We start from the raw sequence: 15391 nt of genomic DNA, 5'->3' as shown, positions 1-15391 counted from the left end.
GGCGTTGACTTTTGGCACGCTGTTGAGTTCTCAAGGAACGGACGCTTCCTTTGTACTCACCCTCTCGGGCTTTCCTCCGGGCGCTTCCCTTCGGTATTTCGTGTTTCCAACCCTACCAGATCCGCTTTCCGTTCCGTTTCCGGTTCGGATTTCATTTCCGGTGGCCGTTGGAGGGCCTTTGCCTTTCGGCGTGTTCACTACGTTAGCGGATTCCCTCCGCAACTCATAATCGAGTTCCGCGAGTTCGAATTCAGGCATGCGGGCACGCCGAATAGGACCCCGCCGAGGGGAAGTCGTTAGGTAGTGGTTGGCCGCTTCCGGCTTCCGACAGATTGTCGTACCCGGCTCAACGGCTCGGACTACATTACGGATGCCCCCAGGGCGCGTCAAGTTCGTCGGCGCCGGGGCGTATGGGCCCGATAAGGGCTCACCGTAGGGTCGTTGGCCGTCCAGAAGCGCCACGGGTGGACGCCGCCCTCCCCCGCCACTCCGGTGCGCGGTCCGCTCCTCACCTGGTCGGGAGGGGTGACCGAGCCCGTAAGCACCGTGAACGGGGAGTCCGGGTCGCCGCAGACGTCGCTGCCGTCGAGCCGGCGGTCCACGTCGAGGGCGGTGGCGAGACGGGCCGGGCCTTTGGCCAGTTCCCTGTCGTTGCGGGCCGAGAGTCGTCGGGTGCGGGCCAGGTCCGCGCCCACCGTGACCTCCCCCGCGCGCAGCAGCACCGCGCCGGCCTTGCCGTCGGGGCCGCAGACCAGGTTCATGCAGTGCCACATGCCGTAGGTGAAGTAGACGTACATGTGTCCGCCCGGTCCGAACATCACTCTGTTGCGCGCGGTGCGGCCGCGGTACGCGTGGGAGCCGGGGTCCACCTCACCCGCGTACGCCTCGACCTCTGTCAGGCGGACTTCGATCGGGCCCTCAGGCGAGTCGCGCACGAGGATCCTGCCGAGCAGGTCCGGGGCGACCTCCAGGACAGGGCGGTCGAAGAAGTCACGGGTCAGGGGCGTACGGTCAGGGGCCACGATCATGCCGTACGAGCGTAGTACAGGTGGTCCGCGAACGCGGGTGGCCTCCGGGGCGCCCGCTTGTGAGGGTGACGGGGCGGAACCGGGCGCGGTCCCCTCGCGTTTGTACCGATCGAAGATTCACGTCGAGACGAACCACAGGCGGCGGCCTGGGGAGGAGAGTCATGGGGTTCAAGAAGCTGCTCGCGAGTCTGGGTGCCGGCGGCGCCTCGGTCGAGACCGTGCTGACCGAGGTGAACGTCGTCCCGGGCGGTGTGGTCCAGGGTGAGGTGCGGATCCAGGGCGGGTCGGTGGACCAGCAGATCGAGGGGCTCTCCGTCGGACTGCAGGCGCGCGTGGAGGTCGAGGGGAACGACCAGGAGACCAAGCAGGACATCGAGTTCACCAAGGTGCGGCTCGGCGGCGCGTTCACGCTGCAGTCCGGCCAGGTGCACGCGGTGCCGTTCAGCCTGGAGATCCCCTGGGAGACGCCGGTCACGAGCATCGACGGGCAACAGCTGCGCGGCATGAACATCGGCGTGACCACCGAGCTGGAGATCGCGCGCGCGGTGGACTCGGGCGACCTCGACCCGATCAACGTGCACCCGCTGCCGGCGCAGCAGGCCATCCTGGACGCCTTCATCCAGCTGGGCTTCCGCTTCAAGAGCGCGGACATGGAGCGCGGTCACATCCGCGGTACGCGGCAGAAGCTGCCGTTCTACCAGGAGATCGAGTTCTTCCCGCCGCAGCAGTACCGCGGGCTCAACCAGGTCGAGCTGAGCTTCGTCGCGGACGACCGCGAGATGGACGTCGTCCTGGAGATGGACAAGAAGCCGGGTCTGTTCAGCGAGGGCAGCGACTCGTTCCGCTCGTTCAAGGTGGGGCTGAACGACTTCCAGGGCACGGACTGGGCCGCGTACCTCAACGAGTGGCTGTCGCAGGTCGGCAGCAAGCGCAACTGGTTCTAGGCTCGGAGACGAACAGCGAGGACCAGCAATCAACCAGGAGGTGCCGACGTGACCGAGCTCAAGAGGCCGCCGCTTCCCCATGACTTCCATCCGTCCGTGCCGTCGTTCACGGTCGTGAGCGACGACTTCGAGCCGGGTGCGGTCCTGAAGGACGCTCAGGTCTACGCGGCCGGGAACACCTCGCCGCAGCTGCGGTGGGAGGGCTTTCCGCCGGAGACCAAGAGCTTCGCCGTGACGTGCTTCGACCCGGACGCCCCGACGGGCAGCGGGTTCTGGCACTGGACCGTCTTCGACATCCCGGTCTCGGTGACCGAGCTGCCGGTCGGGGCGGGCAGCGGGAAGTCCGAGGGGCTGCCCGAGGGCGCGGTGCAGGTGCGCAACGACTTCGGGACGAAGGACTTCGGTGGTGCGGCGCCGCCGCCCGGCGACCGTGCGCACCGCTATGTGTTCACGGTGTACGCGGTGGACCGGGAGAAGCTGGGCCCCGACTCCGACGCCGCTCCCGCGTTCGTCGGCTTCAACCTCCGGTTCCACACGCTCGCGCGTGCGCAGGTGATCGCCGAGTACGCCGCTCCCGCGGAGAACTGAGCGGGACGTGAACTGACCGTTCACCGATTGTTTGCCCGTCCCTGGTCATGGAAGTGATCAGGGACGGGCATTTTTTATTGCGTTGTCCATCTCGGCGTGCCCGGCCAGAGTTGATCCCAGCCCGCCAGGCGGTGGGCCGGTGCATACGGGAGGTGGGCAGGTTGATGCGGGACACGCTGGTGCTGAACGCGAGCTTCGAGCCGCTCTCGACGGTGTCGCTCAACCGGGCCGTCGTTCTGGTGCTCCAGGACAAGGCCGTCGTCGAGCACGCCCACCCCGGGCTCCGGGTGCGCGCCGCCGCGATCGACATCCCCGTACCGCGGGTGATCAGGCTCTGCAGATACGTCCGGGTGCCGTTCCGAAGACAGGCTCCGTGGTCGAGGCGGGGTGTGCTGGTGCGGGACGGGCACCGGTGCGCGTACTGCGGCCGGCGGGCGACGACGGTGGACCACGTGGTGCCGCGCTCGCAGGGCGGCGCGGACTCCTGGCTGAACACGGTGGCGTCGTGCGCCCTGGACAATCACCGCAAGGCGAACCGGACGCCGGAGGAGGCCGGGATGCCGTTGCTGCGGCAGCCGTTCGAGCCGACGCCCGCGGATGCGATGCTCCTGGCGCTCGGGCGGGATGAGTTGGCCTCGTTGCCGGAATGGCTGGCGCAGCCTGCCGCATAGTGCCTTCGCCGCAGGTCGTCCTGGGCTGGTCGCGCAGTTCCCCGCGCCCCCGAAGGGGCGCGGGCCCTCGGGTTCTCCTCAGTCGATCGTCGGCTGCTCGCGGCGCTCCTTGCCGGAGGGGCCGCTGCCCGAACCGCCGCCCATGGGGCCGAAGTTGCCGAGCGCGCCGCCCAGGCCCTTGAGCGCGTCGCCGATCTCGCTGGGGACGATCCAGAGCTTGTTCGCGTCGCCCTCGGCGATCTTCGGCAGCATCTGGAGGTACTGGTAGGAGAGGAGCTTCTGGTCCGGGTCGCCCGCGTGGATGGACTCGAAGACCGTGCGGATCGCCTGGGCCTCGCCCTCGGCGCGCAGGGCGGCGGCCTTGGCCTCACCTTCGGCGCGCAGGATCGCGGACTGCTTCTCACCTTCGGCGCGGAGGATCTCCGACTGCCGGACACCTTCGGCCTGGAGGATCGCGGCGCGCTTGTCACGGTCGGCGCGCATCTGCTTCTCCATCGAGTCCTGGATGGAGGTCGGCGGCTCGATCGCCTTCAGCTCGACGCGGTTGACGCGGATGCCCCACTTGCCGGTGGCCTCGTCGAGGACGCCGCGCAGGGCCGCGTTGATCTCCTCGCGGGAGGTCAGGGTCCGCTCCAGGTCCATGCCGCCGATGATGTTGCGCAGCGTGGTGACGGTGAGCTGCTCGATCGCCTGGATGTAGCTGGCCACTTCGTACGTCGCGGCGCGGGCGTCGGTCACCTGGTAGTAGATGACGGTGTCGATGTTCACCACGAGGTTGTCCTGGGTGATCACCGGCTGGGGCGGGAAGGGGACGACCTGTTCACGGAGGTCGATGCGGTTGCGGATCGAGTCGATGAACGGGACGACGATGTTGAGTCCCGCGTTGAGCGTCCGTGTGTAGCGGCCGAAGCGCTCGACGATGGCCGCGCTGGCCTGTGGGATGACCTGGATCGTTTTGATCAGGGCGATGAAGACCAGCACCACCAGGATGATCAGGACGATGATGATGGGTTCCATCGTGGCTCCCCGTACCCTTCATGACTCGGAAGTTGTCCGCGGGATCTCAAAGATCTTGCTGTTCGAGTCTGTCAGAACGTCGTACCGCTCGTGGGGCATTCACATGACGACGGCCGTCGCTCCGTCGATCTCGACGACGTCCACCGCCTGGCCCGCCTCGTAGGCCTGGTCGGTGTCGAGCGCGCGGGCCGACCAGATCTCGCCCGCCAGCTTGATGCGGCCGCCCGAGCCGTCGACCCGCTCCACGACGACGGCGGATCTGCCCTTCAACGCGTCGACGCCGGTGGCCAGTTCGGGGCGCTGGGTGCGGTGCCGGGCCGCGACCGGTCGTACGACTCCGATGAGGGCGACCGAGACCGCGGCGAAGACCACGACCTGCAGCACCGTGCCGCCGCCGAAGAAGCCGGCGGTCACCGAGGCCGCGACGGCTCCCACGGCCAGCATGCCGAACTCGGGCATCGCGGTCAGTACGAGCGGGATTCCGAGCGCGGCGGCACCGATCAGCCACCACACCCATGCGTCGATGTCCACACCGCCATGGTAGGACCGCCGGTCCCCCGCGGGACAGGGCGCCGATCAGTTAATCGGTTAGCTCAGCGGGAGGCCCGTCGCGGTCCAGCGGTCGTTCTTCTGGTCGACGACGAGCGGGAGGCCGAAGCAGAGGGAGAGGTTGCGGGAGGTCAGTTCCAGCTCCAGCGGGCCCGCGGCGAGGACCTTGCCCTGACGGATCATGAGGACGTGCGTGAAACCGGGGGCGATCTCCTCGACGTGGTGGGTGACCATGATCATCGACGGGGCGATCGGGTCGCGGGCGAGGCGTCCGAGGCGGCGGACGAGGTCCTCGCGGCCGCCGAGGTCGAGGCCGGCGGCGGGCTCGTCGAGGAGCAGCAGCTCGGGGTCGGTCATGAGGGCGCGGGCGATCAGGGTGCGCTTGCGCTCGCCCTCGGAGAGGGTGCCGAACCTGCGGTCCAGGTAGTCGCTCATGCCGAGGCGGTCGAGGAAGGCGCGGGCGCGCTGCTCGTCGACGTCCTCGTAGTCCTCGTGCCAGCCGGCGGTCATGCCGTACGCCGCGGTGAGGACGGTCTGGAGGACGGTCTGGCGCTTGGGGAGCTTGTCGGCCATCGCGATGCCGGCGACGCCGATGCGCGGGCGCAGTTCGAAGACGTCGGTGCCGGGCCTGCCGAGGGTCTCGCCGAGGATGGTGGCGGCGCCGGTGCTCGGGAAGAGGTAGCTGGAGGCGAGGTTGAGGAGGGTGGTCTTGCCCGCGCCGTTCGGGCCGAGGATGACCCAGCGCTCGCCCTCCTTCACCGACCAGGAGACCTGGTCCACCAGAGCCCGGCCCTCGCGGACCACAGATACGTCCTCAAGCTCCAGTACATCGCTCATGAGCGCGCTGTCTCCCATTGCAGTCTCGGTCGTCGCTCGCGTCGGTGGACGCGGCCCCCGGATAAAACCTACGCCACCGGTCGGGCGTTCCTGTCGCGAGGCCGGTCCTTAGGCTGTGTGCATGCTCTCGGAACCACGCTCAGGACGTCTGGCCGCATGGGGAAACGCCCTTTTGGCCGGACTTGTTTCTCCGGATGACGCGGTGCTCGCGATGGTCGGCGAGGACGCGGTGCACCGGGTCGAAGGACTTCCCGGCGAGTCGGGCCCGGTCGGGCTCACGCTCGCCATGGGGCGGCTGCGCTCGCTGGGGGTGACCGGTCTGCGGGTGGCGCTGCCCGCGCCGGGGCATCCGCTCGGTCTGAGCGGTCCGCCGGAGTTCAACGCCCGCGCCCTGGAGGCGGAGGAGGCGGTCGTCGGGTTCGGCGCGCCGTACGGGCTCGTGCCGGAGGTGTACGAGGCGGGGCCGGAGGGCGATGTGCACGTGGAGGTCGTCTGGCACTGTCTGCCGGTGCGGGAGGCGCCGCCCGCCGATGTGCCCTCGCTCGGCGAGTCGGAGCGGGAGCTCGCGGAGGCGCTGCGGGAGGCGACACAGGTGCTGTCCCGGCTCGATGTCGCGGGGTCCGGGCCGGTCGCGGAGGCGGCGCTCGACGCGTACCGGGCGCGGGCCGAGCGCGGGCGCGAGGTGCTCGCCCCGGGCTATCCGCCGCGTGCGGTACGGGTGTTGGAGCTGGCGCAGCGGGTCGGGCTGCTGATCTCCCTCGCGTATGAGAACGGGCACGGCGGGGCGGTGAGCGCGTCGGAGATGGCCGCCCGGGTGGAGGCCCTGCGCCCCGTGGAGCGGACCGCGCGCCGGGCGCAGGTGGCCGCGTACAACGCGTATGTGGAGGAGCGGGAGCGCGGCGGGAGCTGAAGGGGGTCGGGGACGACTCCGGGCCCCGCGGGACAGGGGTCCGCGGGGCCCGGGGGCGGAACCGGTGGGTCAGTGGTTCACGGTCGCGTTGCCGAAGGCCGGGTTCAGCAGGCCGACGACGTTCACGCTGTTGCCGGTGATGTTGACCGGGACGTGCACCGGCACCTGGACGAGGTTGCCGGAGCCGACGCCGGGCGACTTGGTGGCGGCGCCGTTGGCCTGGGCGTCGGAGGTGGCGGACGCGACGCCGGCGGAGGCGCCCGCGGCGAGTCCGGCGGCGACGACGGCCACGGCGGCCTTCTTGGCGATGCTGTTCATGGGAGTGCTCCTCCTGCAGACATGGCGGCCCCGGGTGACGGGGCCGGACGAGTGCGCGGCGCGCTGGGGTGCGGAGAACGGGCCGGCCCTGCCGTCGATGTGTCGCGGGGCCGGCCGCGTGACCGGTCGCGTGCGTCGTCGCGGACGCGGCCGGTGGATCGCTGGGTGCGATCAGACGTTCGCGCAGACGTTCCCGAAGGCCGGGTTCAGGGCGCCGATGACGGTGACGGTGTTGCCGCAGGCGTTCACCGGGATGTGCACCGGGGCCTGGATCAGGTTGCCGGAGACGACACCGGGCGAGTGCGTGGCGGCACCGTCGGCGTGCGCGCCGCCGTGGGTGGCGGAGGCCATGCCGGCGCCGGCCGCGACCAGACCACCGGCGACCATCGTGACGGCGGCTGCCTTCTTCAGGTTCTTCACTTCTGTCTTCCTCCTGAGCACTGGCTGCGATCGATCGCCGCAGCACGCACTGGAGAACGCCCCGGCGCCGCGATGGATACGCCAAGTGGGGGACATCTACACGACGGTATGAATCTCAGCCTGGATGACGACAGCGGGAAGACGGGGGCGGCGGCCGAGTCAGCCGGCCACCCCGTGGCGCACGGCCCAGAGCGCGGCCTGGGTGCGGTCGGCGAGGTCCAGCTTCATCAGGATGTTCGAGACGTGGGTCTTGACGGTCTTCTCGGAGAGGACGAGGGCGCGGGCGATCTCGCGGTTCGACCGGCCGTCGGCGATGAGGCCGAGGACCTCGCGCTCGCGCTCGGTGAGCGAGCCGCCGCGGCCCTGGCCCGCGCCCACCTCCTCCTGGGACAGCAGGGCTCCCGCGACCTCCGGCTGGAGCAGGACGTGCCCGGCGTGCACGGAGCGGATGGCGCCCGCGAGGGCGTCGGGGTCGACGTCCTTGTACACGTACCCTGCGGCGCCGGCGCGCAGGGCCGGGACGACCGTGCGCTGCTCGGTGAAGCTGGTGACGATGAGGACGCGCGCGGGGTTGGCCAGCTCGCGGAGCTTGCGCAGGGCCTCGACGCCGTCCATGCCGGGCATCTTGACGTCCATCAGGACGACGTCCGGCTTCAACTCCTCGGCCCGCGCGACGCCTTCGGCGCCGTCGGACGCCTCGCCGACGACGTCGATGTCCTCCTGGATCTCCAGGAACGTGCGCAATCCGCGGCGGACCACCTGGTGGTCGTCGACCAGCAGCACACGGATCCCTGTTCGCGTGGTGAGCACGGCGTCAGCCACCGGGAACCTCCATCTCGATCGTGGTGCCCTTGCCGGGCTCCGATTCCACGGTCAGCCGTCCGCCGACCCCGCTCGCGCGGTCCCGCATGGAGACCAGGCCCAGATGCCGTCCCGCGCTCCGTACGCCCTTGGGGTCGAAGCCGCGGCCGTCGTCGGCGACGCGCAGCACGGCTCCGGCGTCCCGCTTGTCCAGCGTCACGGCGACGCGCTCCGCGCCGGAGTGACGCAGGGCGTTGTGCAGGGCCTCCTGGGCGACCCGCAGCATGGCCTCCTCCTGCGAGGCCGGCAGCGCCCGCACGCCGTTGCTCTCGAAGGTGACCTGTGCGGAGTGCGCGCGGTGCAGCACCTGGATGTGGGTGCGCAACGTGGCGACCAGGCCGTCCTCGTCGAGGGCGGCGGGGCGCAACTCCACGACGGCGGCGCGCAGTTCGTCCGCCGCCTCGGCGGCGAGCACCGCCACCTGCTGCAGTTCGCCCTTGGCCCGGGACGGGTCGCGGTCCACCAGGGCGGTGGCGGCCTGTGCCGTCAGGCGCAGCGAGAAGAGCTTCTGGCTGACGGCGTCGTGCAGTTCGTGGGCGAGGCGCGAGCGCTCCTCGGCGATGGTCAGCTCGCGACTGCGCTCGTACAGCCGGGCGTTGGTCAGGGCGATGGCGGCGTGCTGGGCGAGGATGGAGAGGAGCTCGGCGTCGTCCTCGGTGAAGCCGCAACCGCCTTGTGGTTTGGGGCAGTTCTTGTTGGCGAGGAAGAGCGCGCCGAGCGTCTCGCCGTCGGAGTGGATGGGCACGCCGAGGAAGTCCGACATCTCCGGGTGGGCGGAGGGCCAGCCGCCGAAGCGCGGGTCCTCCCGCACGTCGCCGAGGCGGACGGTCTCGCCCTTCTGGAGCATCGAGGCGAGGATGCCGTGCTGCCGGGGCAGCGGGCCGATGGCCTTCCACTGGTCCTCGCTGACGCCGTCGACGACGAACTGGGCGAAGCCCCCGTGGTCGTCGGGGACCCCGAGCGCGGCGTACTCGGCGTCGAGCAGCTCGCGGGCGGAGGCGACGATCGTCTTGAGGACGTCGCGCACCTCCAGGTGCCTGCTCATGGCGAGGAGCGCGGAGCTCACCGCGGTCAGGCCGGATCGGGGTCCTTGACTCATGGTCACACCGTACCGGCGGGGTGTGACGGCGCGTATCCGACCTGTGGAGGCCGCCCTCTACGCCCCGAGGCCTAGGCCGATGGTCCCGGCCGCGCGGCCGGGCGGGACGGCGCGGAAAGCGGTGCGCGAGGCGGCGCGAGGCGGCGCCAGGCGACACGCTGAGCCATCACGGAGAGCGTTGCTTCGGCAACTCTCGGTGAGACTGTTACGGGACCGATGTGAGCCCGCACATAGGACCCACGTCACGTACGAAGCCCCCTAGTGGAGAAGGATTTCCTTTATGTACGGGCTGTCCGACCCTGCTGGGGGCCTGCACCACCCCCCTGATCCACTACCCGGCATCGTACGTCACAGCTTTGCCTCAGAATTTTGCGCCCGCTAAGAATTGCTCCCGTCGCTCGGCGCCGCGGAACTGACCACCGCGGCGTTTGTGCCGGAACGAAGAACCTGTCCCCTCCGGACCAGAGCGACCTCCGCTATTCGAAGAGGTCCCACTCGCATGTCCAAGCACCACCTGTCTGGTCTCAGTCACGCCCCCGTGACCAAGGCCCAGAAGTTCTCGATCGCCGGTGTCGCCACGCTCGGCGCCGCTGCCCTCGCGTTCTCCCTCGTGCCGGGCAGCTCCGAGGCCTCGACCCAGGCCACCGACGTCTCCCCCGTGGCGTTCGCCGCGTCGACCGACGCCCGGCAGGCGGTGCACGCCGGCGTCGCCAAGCAGCAGTCCAACGCCGACAAGCAGGCCAAGGACGCGAAGAAGGCGGCCGACGAGGCCGCCGCGAAGAAGAAGGCCGAGGACGAGCGCAAGGCCAAGGAGGCCGCCAGCCGCGCCGCCGCCCGCAAGCCCGTCTACGGCAACAACCTCGACGGCTGGATCCGCCAGTCCCTGGACATCATGAAGTCCAAGGGCATCCCCGGTTCCTACGAGGGCCTGCACCGCAACATCATCCGTGAGTCCGCGGGCAACCCGCAGGCCGTGAACGGCTGGGACATCAACGCCATCAACGGCACCCCGTCGATCGGTCTGCTCCAGGTCATCAAGCCGACGTTCGACGCCTACCACGTCGAGGGCACGTCCACGAACATCTACGACCCGGTCGCCAACATCACGGCCGCGGCCAACTACGCCGCCGACCGCTACGGGTCGATGGACAACGTGAACAGCGCCTACTGAGCCTTGATCGCCTGATCAACGGGACCTCTTCAGCCGAAGCTGAGGCCCATGGACGCCGAAGGGCGGCACCCCGCGCGGGGTGCCGCCCTTGTCGTGTGCCGTCAGCGGGTCACTTGCGCATGACCTCCGGCTCGTGGCGGCGCAGCAGGCGCGCGACCGCGAGGCCGCAGATGATGCCGAGCACGAGCAGCACCGTGATGTTGATGCCCCACTGGGTCGCCGAGTGCTCCCACAGCGGGTCGAGGTCGCCCGGCTTCTTCGGGTCCCACGGCGGCATCAGGTGCGCGAGGTCGAGCGTGGAGCCGGCACCGGCGATGGCCCAGCGGGACGGCATCAGCCAGGCGAACTGCTCCAGGCCCGGCGAGCCGTACACCTGGAAGAGGACGCCGGTGAAGACGACCTGGACGATCGCGAACATCACCAGCAGCGGCATGGTCTTCTCGGCGGTCTTCACCAGCGAGGAGATGACCAGGCCGAACATCATCGAGGTGAAGCCGAGGGCGATGATCGTCAGGCAGATCTCCGCGGCCGGCGGCATGATCAGGCCCTCTGCGGGCAGCTCGCGCGGGGCGAAGCCGATGCCGCAGATGATGACGCCCTGGATGGCCGTGATGACGCCGAGGACGATGACCTTGGACATCAGGTAGGCCGAGCGGGAGAGGCCGGTGGCCCGTTCCCGTTCGTAGATGACCCGTTCCTTGATCAGTTCGCGTACGGAGTTGGCGGCGCCCGAGAAGCACATGCCGACCGCGAGGATCAGCATGATGGTGCCGGCGTCGCCGTTGAACTTGACCGGCGGTTTCGGCGGCGCGAGGCCGAAGTCGGCGGGGATCACGACGCTGACGATGCCGAGGACCGCGGGCAGGATCACCATCAGGCCCATGAAGCCCTTGTCGGAGGCGATCACCGAGGTGTAGCGGCGGATCAGGGTCCACAGCTGCGAGCCCCAGCCCTGCGGCTTCGGCGGCTTCACCGCCTGGGGCGGCGGCATCGGTACGGACTGCGCGGCGACGGCGTCGATGTCCGCGGCGTACATCTGGTAGTGCTGCGAGCCCTTCCAGCGGCCCGCCCAGTCGTAGTCGCGGTAGTTCTCGAAGGCGGAGAAGACGTCGGCCCAGGTGCTGTAGCCGAAGAAGTTGAGGGCTTCCTCCGGCGGGCCGAAGTACGCCACCGAACCGCCCGGCGCCATCACCAGGAGCTTGTCGCAGATCGCCAGCTCGGCGACCGAGTGCGTGACGACGAGGACCGTGCGGCCGTCGTCGGCGAGGCCGCGCAGCAGCTGCATGACGTCGCGGTCCATGCCCGGGTCGAGGCCGGAGGTCGGCTCGTCCAGGAAGATCAGCGAGGGCTTGGTCAGCAGCTCCAGGGCGACCGACACACGCTTGCGCTGGCCACCGGAGAGGGAGGTGACCTTCTTCTCCTTGTGGATGTCCAGCTTGAGCTCGCGCAGCACCTCGTCGATGCGGGACTCGCGCTCGGCCTCCGTGGTGTCGGCGGGGAAGCGCAGCTTGGCCGCGTACTTGAGGGCCTTCTTGACGGTCAGCTCCTTGTGCAGGATGTCGTCCTGCGGGACCAGACCGATGCGCTGGCGGAGCTCGGCGAACTGCTTGTACAGGTTCCTGTTGTCGTACAGGACGTCGCCCTGGTTGGCGGGCCGGTAGCCGGTGAGCGCCTTGAGCAGGGTGGACTTGCCGGAACCCGAGGGTCCGATGACCGCGATGAGCGACTTCTCCGGGACGCCGAAGGAGACGTCCTTGAGGATCTGCTTGCCGCCGTCGACGGTGACCGTGAGGTGGCGGGCCGAGAAGGAGACGTCACCGGTGTCGACGAACTCCTCGAGCTGTCCGCCGACGATGCGGAAGGTCGAGTGGCCGACGCCGACGATGTCGTTCGGGCCGATGGTGACCGTCGAGGACTTCGCGATCGGCTGGCCGTTGACGTACGTGCCGTTGTGCGAACCGAGGTCGTGGAGCTCGAAGCGGCCGTCCGGCGTCGCCGTGAACTCGGCGTGGTGGCGCGAGACCTGCAGGTCGGAGACGACGAGCTCGTTCTCCAGGGCGCGGCCGATGCGCATCTTGCGGCCGAGTGCCAGCTGGTGGAACGTGGTCGGGCTGCGGTCACCGTAGACCGGCGGGGCCCCCGCAGCGCCGCCGGAACCCGGTGTCTTCTGTGCGTAGCTCTCGGACGGACCGCCCTGCTGCTGCGGCACGTGCGACTGGTGCTGCTGGTGTGGCTGGTGTTGCGGCGCCTGGTGCTGCGGTGCCTGCTGTTGCGGCCAGCCCTGCTGCGGCGCCTGGTACGGGGCCTGCTGCTGGGGGGCGTGCTGCTGAGGGGCCTGCTGGTGCTGGGGGGTCTGGCCGACCCAGCCGGCCGCCCCCTGCTGCTGGTGCTGCTGGGGCGCGTGCTGCGGCGCGGCCTGCTGCTGGGCGTGCTGCGGCGCGGAGACGGCGGCTGCGCTGCCGGATACGTTCACCAGGGGGCCGTCGGTCGCGTTGCCGAGGTGGACGGCCGTGCCCGGGCCGATCTCCATCTGGTGGACGCGCTGCCCCTGCACGAAGGTGCCGTTGGTGCTGCCGTGGTCCTCGATGACCCAACTGCGCCCGCTCCAGCTGATCGTCGCGTGCCGCCAGGAGACCCTGGCGTCGTCGAGCGAGATATCTCCCTGCGGATCACGTCCGAGGGTGTACGGCCTGGACGCGTCCAGCGTCCAGGTCCTGCCATTCAATTCCAGTACGAGTTCCGGCACTCCATGCCCCACGTGAGTTGTCCCCCGAGCTAGCCCCCATCAATGGGGAGTCTAGGGATGTCGAACATCGGGAGGAACTATTTCAGGCGGAGGGCTCTGACCGAAAGTCGGGCCTTGTGAAGACTGCGTACGGGCGTGAAGGGTTGCCCCGTTGACGGGGCAGATATCGCCCCGGAGAGTGGTAAGCACCCATCAGTGCATACGGATCATGCGCATTGGGCGCATTTCGCCCATCGCGCTCATGGCGCTCATCGCCCCTTTTAGGCGTATGAGTTGTGGGAAACGCATGGGACGCCTGCGCGGTGATGATGGGGCGGCGCACTGCGGTTCGGGGGGTCCTCATGACGGCCGGCGAGCACAAAAGTGAAGGTCGGGGCGTGCGGTGGGGTGATGTGCTGCTCTCCGCGATCGCCGCGGTGAGTTGGGCACTCGTCGGCATGGCCGGGACGGCCGCGCTCGGGCTGCATCTGCTCGGCGCCGACGCGGTGGGTTCCCTCGGGCCGATGACGGCGGCGACCGTCGCGCTGGGCGCGGGCGGCTCCGTCACGCCGTCCGGCGACGTCTCGGCGTTCGGTCTCGACGGTGCCGAGACCGCCACGACGATCGATATCGCGCCACTCGGCGTGGGCCTGGTGGGGGCGCTGCTCCTCGCGCACTTCTTCCTGCGCTCGCTGCGGACGGCCGGGGCGGTGATCGCGCCGGCCGAGCTCCTCGCGCGCGCCGCCGCGGTGATCGCGCTCTTCGTGGCGATGCTCGCGGGGCTCGCCTGGGCCGGTCATGACCTCATCACGATCGATGGCGAGCGGCTCGGCATCGGCAAGGGGATCGAGAAGGGCGTCGACCGGCTGCCGGGCGGCATCGGCGACAAGCTGCCGGGCGGGATCGGGGACATCGGCGGGCTCCTGCCCGACCGGCTCGGGGACCTGGCGAAGGCGAAGGCGTCCATCGGGTTCACGGTGGACACCGCGCCGACGCTGCTGGGCGGGGCGCTCTGGGCGGCGGGGGTGCTACTCATCGCGCTGCTCGCGTCCCGTCGTACGCCGTTACCGGCCGCTCTGTCGTGGCTGCACCGGGTGGTGCGGCCCGCGGTGTCCGCGCTGGTCGCGGTGGTGCTGCTGGCGGTCGCCGCGGGGCTCGCCGCGGCGGCGTACGCGATGATCGGCGACGACCACCCCCAGCGGATCGCGGGCGCGGCCCTGCTCGGAGCGCCGAACGGGGTGTGGCTCGGCATTCCCGTGGGGCTCTTCGTGCCGTGGGACGGCCGGGCCACGGGGGCGCTCGCGCGGTTCCTGCCGGATCCGGTCGACGACCTCCTGACCGGGCCCTCCGACCGGGCGCTCACGCTCGGAAGGCTGGCCGAACTCGACGGCCGGGTCTGGCTGTTGGGGGTCGCGGCGGCCGTGATGATGCTGTTCGCCGGGGTGCTGACGGCGGTGCGGACCCCCTGGATACGGGGCGGGGTGTCCGTCGTCGGACTCGCCGGGCGGTGCGGGGTGCGGCTCGGGGCGGCGACGGCGGCGGGGCTACCGCTGCTGTCCTGGCTGACCGGGGTGTCGGCGGACGCGTCGCTCTCCGTGCTGGGTTTCGACGCGTTCGGCGCGGGCGTCGAGCTGCACGGCCGGCTTGTGCCCGCGGCGCTGCTCGGGGCGGCGTGGGGTTGCGGGGCGGGAGCGGCGGGGGCGCTGCTTGCGGTGGCCGCGGGGGCGGCCGGGACGGAGGCGGGCCCGGGAGCCTTGGCCGGGGCGGGTGTGCCCGGGGCGTCCGACGTGCCGTCCGGGGTGGCGCCGGGCGGCGGGGCGGGGCCTTCTGGGGCTGGGGGTTCTGGGGAGGGGCCTTCTAGGGCAGGGGCTACTGGTGAGGGGGCTTACGGAGCCGTGCCCGGTGGTCCCGGGTCAGCCGGGGCCGGACCGTACCGCCCGGGCACCCCGCACCGGCCGCCGAACCCCGACACGAACCCGTACCTGCGCCCGCCGAAGGACGCCTCCGGGGCCCCGACGGTGGCGGGCCCGCTGGTACCCCCACCGAACCGCCGCCGTGCCCGCACGGGCGACTGGCCTCCCCCTCCCCCGCCGCCACCCCCACCCCCGGAGAACCCACGACGCCCCCGCGGCTGAGCGATCCGGAACGCGAGGAAGCCACGCCCACCGGCACCGACGGCCGGAGCATCGCCAGGCGCGGTACCCGCGCAGGCAGCGCACCGCGCGATGCCGCCCCAGTGCCCGCCCCGCGGAC

The 15391-nt window shown here is 70.5% G+C and carries 15 protein-coding genes; 6 read left to right on the top strand and 9 right to left on the bottom strand.

The features are described from left to right. Positions 1–386 precede the first annotated feature (386 nt). Positions 387–1028, bottom strand: a complete 642-nt coding sequence (locus ACZ6B8_RS31160) for a DNA-3-methyladenine glycosylase (protein ID WP_471609360.1) — start codon at positions 1026–1028, stop codon at positions 387–389. Positions 1029–1189: 161 nt separating this feature from the next. Between ACZ6B8_RS31160 and ACZ6B8_RS31155 the strand changes: the two genes are divergently transcribed. From ACZ6B8_RS31155 to ACZ6B8_RS31145, 3 genes are all read left to right on the top strand, one after another. After that, entirely contained in the window at positions 1190–1972 is a 783-nt protein-coding gene (locus ACZ6B8_RS31155; protein ID WP_471076359.1) for a sporulation protein, read from the top strand. A 48-nt stretch (positions 1973–2020) separates the two neighbouring features. Continuing rightward, positions 2021–2560 (top strand): YbhB/YbcL family Raf kinase inhibitor-like protein, encoded by a 540-nt coding sequence (locus ACZ6B8_RS31150; protein WP_471609359.1) that lies wholly within the window; start codon positions 2021–2023, stop codon positions 2558–2560. Positions 2561–2724: 164 nt separating this feature from the next. After that, positions 2725–3231 (top strand): HNH endonuclease, encoded by a 507-nt coding sequence (locus tag ACZ6B8_RS31145; RefSeq protein WP_471076353.1) that lies wholly within the window; start codon positions 2725–2727, stop codon positions 3229–3231. Between the two features lie 78 nt (positions 3232–3309). Here the strand turns inward: ACZ6B8_RS31145 and ACZ6B8_RS31140 are convergent, their stop codons facing one another. The 3 genes from ACZ6B8_RS31140 to ACZ6B8_RS31130 all read right to left on the bottom strand — a co-directional run bounded on the left by ACZ6B8_RS31140 (position 3310) and on the right by ACZ6B8_RS31130 (position 5634). Continuing rightward, the gene (locus ACZ6B8_RS31140; protein ID WP_471076350.1) at positions 3310–4248 is read right to left on the bottom strand and encodes an SPFH domain-containing protein; all 939 of its coding nucleotides are present in this window, start codon (positions 4246–4248) and stop codon (positions 3310–3312) included. A gap of 99 nt (positions 4249–4347) precedes the next feature. After that, positions 4348–4779 (bottom strand): NfeD family protein, encoded by a 432-nt coding sequence (locus tag ACZ6B8_RS31135; RefSeq protein ID WP_471076347.1) that lies wholly within the window; start codon positions 4777–4779, stop codon positions 4348–4350. 57 nt (positions 4780–4836) lie between these two features. Continuing rightward, entirely contained in the window at positions 4837–5634 is a 798-nt protein-coding gene (locus tag ACZ6B8_RS31130; RefSeq protein ID WP_471076344.1) for an ABC transporter ATP-binding protein, read from the bottom strand. Between the two features lie 121 nt (positions 5635–5755). On the opposite strand from ACZ6B8_RS31130, the gene ACZ6B8_RS31125 reads away from it, so the two are divergent. Further along, entirely contained in the window at positions 5756–6544 is a 789-nt protein-coding gene (locus ACZ6B8_RS31125; RefSeq protein ID WP_471076342.1) for a hypothetical protein, read from the top strand. Positions 6545–6613: 69 nt separating this feature from the next. Here the strand turns inward: ACZ6B8_RS31125 and ACZ6B8_RS31120 are convergent, their stop codons facing one another. The 4 genes from ACZ6B8_RS31120 to ACZ6B8_RS31105 all read right to left on the bottom strand — a co-directional run bounded on the left by ACZ6B8_RS31120 (position 6614) and on the right by ACZ6B8_RS31105 (position 9242). Further along, complete coding sequence (locus ACZ6B8_RS31120; RefSeq protein WP_471609358.1) at positions 6614–6862, bottom strand: chaplin; 249 nt, start codon at positions 6860–6862, stop codon at positions 6614–6616. A 171-nt stretch (positions 6863–7033) separates the two neighbouring features. Next, on the bottom strand, positions 7034–7282 hold the full coding sequence (locus ACZ6B8_RS31115; RefSeq protein ID WP_362376688.1) for a chaplin: 249 nt from the start codon (positions 7280–7282) through the stop codon (positions 7034–7036). A gap of 159 nt (positions 7283–7441) precedes the next feature. Then, positions 7442–8104, bottom strand: coding sequence for a response regulator (locus ACZ6B8_RS31110; protein ID WP_471076335.1), 663 nt, complete (start codon positions 8102–8104; stop codon positions 7442–7444). Next, the gene (locus tag ACZ6B8_RS31105) at positions 8097–9242 is read right to left on the bottom strand and encodes a GAF domain-containing sensor histidine kinase (RefSeq protein ID WP_471076333.1); all 1146 of its coding nucleotides are present in this window, start codon (positions 9240–9242) and stop codon (positions 8097–8099) included. Before ACZ6B8_RS31105 ends, ACZ6B8_RS31110 begins: the two co-directional genes overlap by 8 nt. Positions 9243–9741: 499 nt before the next feature. Here ACZ6B8_RS31105 and ACZ6B8_RS31100 point away from each other — a divergent pair, with 499 nt between their 5' ends. Then, a complete protein-coding gene (locus tag ACZ6B8_RS31100) occupies positions 9742–10413 on the top strand; it encodes a transglycosylase SLT domain-containing protein (protein ID WP_471609357.1) in 672 nt (223 codons plus the stop codon). 109 nt (positions 10414–10522) lie between these two features. Here the strand turns inward: ACZ6B8_RS31100 and ACZ6B8_RS31095 are convergent, their stop codons facing one another. Then, positions 10523–13159: an ABC transporter ATP-binding protein/permease gene (locus ACZ6B8_RS31095; RefSeq protein ID WP_471076328.1), complete on the bottom strand. Its 2637-nt coding sequence runs from the start codon at positions 13157–13159 to the stop codon at positions 10523–10525. A 341-nt stretch (positions 13160–13500) separates the two neighbouring features. On the opposite strand from ACZ6B8_RS31095, the gene ACZ6B8_RS31090 reads away from it, so the two are divergent. Next, complete coding sequence (locus ACZ6B8_RS31090; RefSeq protein ID WP_471609356.1) at positions 13501–15273, top strand: streptophobe family protein; 1773 nt, start codon at positions 13501–13503, stop codon at positions 15271–15273. Positions 15274–15391 lie beyond the last annotated feature (118 nt).

The sequence above is a fragment of the Streptomyces sp. NPDC041122 genome (assembly GCF_055592445.1).
This window is presented reverse-complemented; position numbering and strand designations above follow the sequence as displayed.

Coding starts and splice junctions, on each gene's coding strand:
- ACZ6B8_RS31160 (WP_471609360.1), bottom strand. CDS start 1,028: ATGATCGTGGCCCCTGACCGTACGCCCCTGACCCGTGACTTCTTCGAC.
- ACZ6B8_RS31155 (WP_471076359.1), top strand. CDS start 1,190: ATGGGGTTCAAGAAGCTGCTCGCGAGTCTGGGTGCCGGCGGCGCCTCG.
- ACZ6B8_RS31145 (WP_471076353.1), top strand. CDS start 2,725: ATGCGGGACACGCTGGTGCTGAACGCGAGCTTCGAGCCGCTCTCGACG.
- ACZ6B8_RS31140 (WP_471076350.1), bottom strand. CDS start 4,248: ATGGAACCCATCATCATCGTCCTGATCATCCTGGTGGTGCTGGTCTTC.
- ACZ6B8_RS31130 (WP_471076344.1), bottom strand. CDS start 5,634: ATGAGCGATGTACTGGAGCTTGAGGACGTATCTGTGGTCCGCGAGGGC.
- ACZ6B8_RS31125 (WP_471076342.1), top strand. CDS start 5,756: ATGCTCTCGGAACCACGCTCAGGACGTCTGGCCGCATGGGGAAACGCC.
- ACZ6B8_RS31120 (WP_471609358.1), bottom strand. CDS start 6,862: ATGAACAGCATCGCCAAGAAGGCCGCCGTGGCCGTCGTCGCCGCCGGA.
- ACZ6B8_RS31105 (WP_471076333.1), bottom strand. CDS start 9,242: ATGAGTCAAGGACCCCGATCCGGCCTGACCGCGGTGAGCTCCGCGCTC.
- ACZ6B8_RS31100 (WP_471609357.1), top strand. CDS start 9,742: ATGTCCAAGCACCACCTGTCTGGTCTCAGTCACGCCCCCGTGACCAAG.
- ACZ6B8_RS31090 (WP_471609356.1), top strand. CDS start 13,501: ATGACGGCCGGCGAGCACAAAAGTGAAGGTCGGGGCGTGCGGTGGGGT.